Annotated in this window: 3 protein-coding genes; 1 reads left to right on the top strand and 2 read right to left on the bottom strand. The window is 48.7% G+C overall.

Going from position 1 to position 3,959, the window contains the following annotated elements:
* Positions 1-220: 220 nt before the first annotated feature.
* Positions 221-1,507, top strand: a complete 1,287-nt coding sequence (locus tag BACCOPRO_RS12375) for an O-acetylhomoserine aminocarboxypropyltransferase/cysteine synthase family protein (protein WP_008144154.1) — start codon at positions 221-223, stop codon at positions 1,505-1,507.
* Positions 1,508-1,517: 10 nt separating this feature from the next.
* Here the strand turns inward: BACCOPRO_RS12375 and BACCOPRO_RS12370 are convergent, their stop codons facing one another.
* The gene (locus tag BACCOPRO_RS12370) at positions 1,518-2,621 is read right to left on the bottom strand and encodes a glycoside hydrolase family protein (RefSeq protein WP_081446946.1); all 1,104 of its coding nucleotides are present in this window, start codon (positions 2,619-2,621) and stop codon (positions 1,518-1,520) included.
* Between the two features lie 41 nt (positions 2,622-2,662).
* Positions 2,663-3,298 carry an HU family DNA-binding protein gene (locus tag BACCOPRO_RS12365; protein WP_008144151.1) on the bottom strand — a complete coding sequence of 212 codons (636 nt, stop codon included), beginning with the start codon at positions 3,296-3,298 and terminating at the stop codon, positions 2,663-2,665.
* Between the last annotated feature and the right edge of the window lie 661 nt (positions 3,299-3,959).

Below are 3,959 nucleotides of genomic sequence, written 5' to 3'. Positions count from 1 at the left end.
AGAATCTGAAGATCGATCTTGTCAAGTCTTTCTGATACGGGCATAGTGATTTATTCTTTAAAAGGATGAATTCAGGCATACCTTCTGCCTGTTTATTCTGCAAAACACAGCAAATATAGTGATATTTTCCATAATTTTCCGCTCTATTGGACAATTCGTCCGGTCATTCTACCTTTGCCTGCAGAAAAATCATACATCAACTATTAATAAAAGAGAGCTTATGAATACCCGGAAACTTCATTTCGAGACGTTACAGTTACACGCAGGACAAGAACAACCCGATCCGGCTACCGGTGCACGGGCCGTCCCCATCTACCAGACCACATCGTATGTATTCCGCGACTCTGCCCATGCAGCCGCACGCTTCAGTCTGGAAGATGCAGGCAACATCTACGGCCGTCTGACGAATCCCACCCAGGATGTTTTCGAGCAGCGCATGGCGGCACTCGAAGGAGGAACGGCTGCCCTGGCTCTGGCTTCGGGAGCAGCCGCCATCACATATGCTTTTCTGAACATCGCCCGACAGGGAGATCATATCGTAGCGGCCCGGACCATTTATGGAGGAAGCTACAACCTGCTGGCGCATACCCTGCCGGAATACGGAATCACGACAACCTTTGTCGATCCTTCCGACCCGTCAAACTTTGAGCAGGCCATCGGCAAGGAAACCAAAGCCCTGTTTGTTGAAACGCTGGGCAACCCCAATTCGAACATCACGGATCTGGAAGCCGTGGCAGAAATTGCCCACCGTCATCAGATCCCGCTCATCGTGGACAACACTTTCGGAACGCCTTTCCTGATCCGTCCCATTGAACACGGAGCCGACATCGTAGTGCATTCGGCTACCAAATTTATCGGCGGACACGGCACTTCGCTCGGAGGCATCATCATTGATTCCGGCAAATTTGACTGGAAGGCTTCGGGCAAGTTTCCGCAACTGACTGCTCCCGACCCGAGTTACCACGGCCTGTGCTTCACCGAAGCAGCCGGCCATGCAGCCTATGTCACCCGCATCCGTGCCGTCCTGCTGCGTGACACAGGTGCCGCCATCAGCCCGTTCAATGCTTTCCTGCTGCTTCAGGGACTGGAAACACTTTCTCTTCGGGTAGAGCGCCATGTATCCAATGCCCTGCGCGTTGCAGCCTTTCTTGACAGACATCCCAAGGTGAAACGGGTCAACCATCCTTCCCTGCCCGGCCATCCGGACCACGGACGTTACCAACGCTACTTTCCGCATGGCGGAGGATCCATCTTTACCATCCTCATCGACGGGGGACAGGAAGAAGCACACCGGTTCATTGACCGTCTTCAGATCTTCTCCCTGCTGGCCAACGTAGCCGACTCGAAGTCGCTCGTCATCCATCCGGCCAGTACCACCCATGCCCAGCTGACACCACAGGAGCAGGCAGTTCAGGAAATCTTCCCGGGAACGATCCGGCTTTCCATCGGCACGGAACACATCGACGACCTGCTTGCCGACCTGAAGCAGGCATTGGAAGCCGTCTGATGAAGATATCTTACTGAAGCGAACGGATAGCCTTGTCAAATTCAGCCCAATGTTCATCGGTCATATTGCCCGGAACAAACAATGCCACACCAGCGGCACCCGCTTTCATCGAACCGCTTATTGCTTCACCGATCTCGGAAGGTATCAGTCCGTGGCCTTCCGGATCCTTGATCTTGGCCTTGTTTTTCCAGTCACGACAAATGAACAGACCGCTGTAAACCGGCTTCCGTCCGTTAACCGAGGCCACTTCCTCACGGGTAATCTCACCTACCCATGAAGCAGGTTCCAGATAAAAATCATTATAGTTCATCGGGAAGAATGCATCGATATTCCATTTGTTCCATTCCTGACGCACCAGCTTCTTTGCATACGACTCCGGTCCGGGGAAGACAGCAGCACTGACTTTCTTGCCCTTGGCATGCACGGCATCTGCAATCTTGTTCACCAGCCGCGTAACAACGTCGTAACGGAAACGCTTCCACTGATCACACATGGAAGGATCCTTCACCGTCCGGATATCAATGCCCGTAGCCTTCTTGAAGTCAGCCACACACTTGTCGCAATAACAATAGTCGGCTGTTGGATATTCCTCATTCATCACGAGTCCGTATTTTTCCCACAGACCGCGAGCCAGAATGACATCTACATAGCGGATATAGTCCAGGTGTACAAAGTCCACCTCCGGAATGTCAGCAATCCGTCCGTATTCCGTCACCAGATAGTTCACCACGTCCGGATTGTTCGGACACATACACCTGTAATACGGGACATACGCCTGCACGCGGTAAGCCGACTCCCCGTTGCGGTTCACCGCATACCAGGTGGAATCCGCATCGCCTTTCAGCATGGCCGGAATCCAGGCATGATATTCCAGCCCGTTGGCATGAGCAATCTTTGCTGCCCGTGCATGTTTCTCCACATTGAATCCTCCGGCATTATAGCACACCCCGCAAAGGCCATGTTCCTTCCATTTGCTGAAGTCTGCCTGAATGGAAGCTTCCGTAGCCTCCGCACCTTCCCCCTGCCATCCGTACACCGGAATGGTCTTCTCTGCCGTACCTGCACAGGAAACCATTCCTGCTGCCAGAAGTACGGACGCCAATAGTTTTTTCATTTTCATTGTTCCTATATGTTTTGATAGAATTAGTAAATCCATTATTCCCCGGCTTTACTGTCCGGCAAAGGAAAAGCTCCTTCAACCGGTACATAAACGGGAGTTCTCCGTGTCCCCATGTTCCGCAGGCGCCCTTCGTCAATGAGCCGGTTGATGCAGGCCAGTGCCATGCTCCGCTTGAAGCCGCAAAGCTTTTGCATCTCCATCCGTGTGATAAAAGGATGCGAAGCAAAATACCCCGCCAGCTTTTCGTTTATCTCTTCCTCCGTGAGCCGGTTGGAAAAAGGAATAGTCGAAGAAGCACGGACAAACTTCATCCCCCGTTCCAGACGCTTGCGCAAAGATGCTTCGGGCACAAACTTCACGCTCTTGAAATGCACCTTCCGGACATTTCCCTCCTTGAGCGAACGGATTTCATCGTTCGTCAAAGTGATGTCAAAATAGCCCAGTCCCCGCAAATAAACCCGGTGTCCTTCCAGAAAGGCATCCACCATGACGTCCGACAATGCAGTCAGAACAGCCAGTATATCGCTTTCGCTCACCGTACAGCGGTGGGTAACAAAATGACTCAGGCGGTCCATCCGGATCGTTTCCCGCTCCACAGCCCGCGCATGAAAATGTTTTACACCATCCCCCGTAGGGTCGGGAGACTCATAGAATGCTATTTTCACAGCCATAATATTCAGATTTTCAGGTTATATCATATTGTCGTTCCTATCGATTTCCTGGTGAAAATCGATCAATTTCCTAAAGGAAATCAAAAGACTTCCATTTGGAAATCAATCAACTTCCATAAGGAAAGCCATGTAAAGATAAGGAAGATTTGCGAAAAAGAAGACCGGTGTCATCAAGAATCCTCCCCTCTATTAAGCTTTTTTATGAAAACAGGACAACCTGCCGGCAAGCAGTGTCCCCTCACACCCTTCCATTTTTCAGGCAAAGAAAAGCAGCCTCTTTCCCTTAAAAAAAATTACATAAATAATTTTCAACAATAGAAGACATCAAGAAATTATTTTAAAATAAAGATTATTAAATACTTGAGATTATATAAACAAAATCAGAACCGGATTTTCACATTTACATTATTTGACAACAAAAGGCTGTTTTCCGAAAGACTTTCATTAAAATTTAAACTAAAAATTACAACATAATAAAAAAGTTCTTATATTTACCGCCACATAAAAACGACTTGACGACAAAGGACTTTGAGAAAAAGTCTTATTTAATTTTGATTTACAATAAGATACAAGAAGTTTATAAAAGAACTTCCGGGAAAAGAGGGAAACGAGAAATACAAAAACTGGAATTAAGCCAAAGACTTAATATATAAACTAAATC

The sequence above is a fragment of the Phocaeicola coprophilus DSM 18228 = JCM 13818 genome, from assembly GCF_000157915.1.
GTDB classification, from domain to species: Bacteria; Bacteroidota; Bacteroidia; order Bacteroidales; family Bacteroidaceae; genus Phocaeicola; species Phocaeicola coprophilus.
Note: the sequence above shows the minus strand (reverse complement) of the source record. Positions and strands in the feature narration are given on the sequence as shown.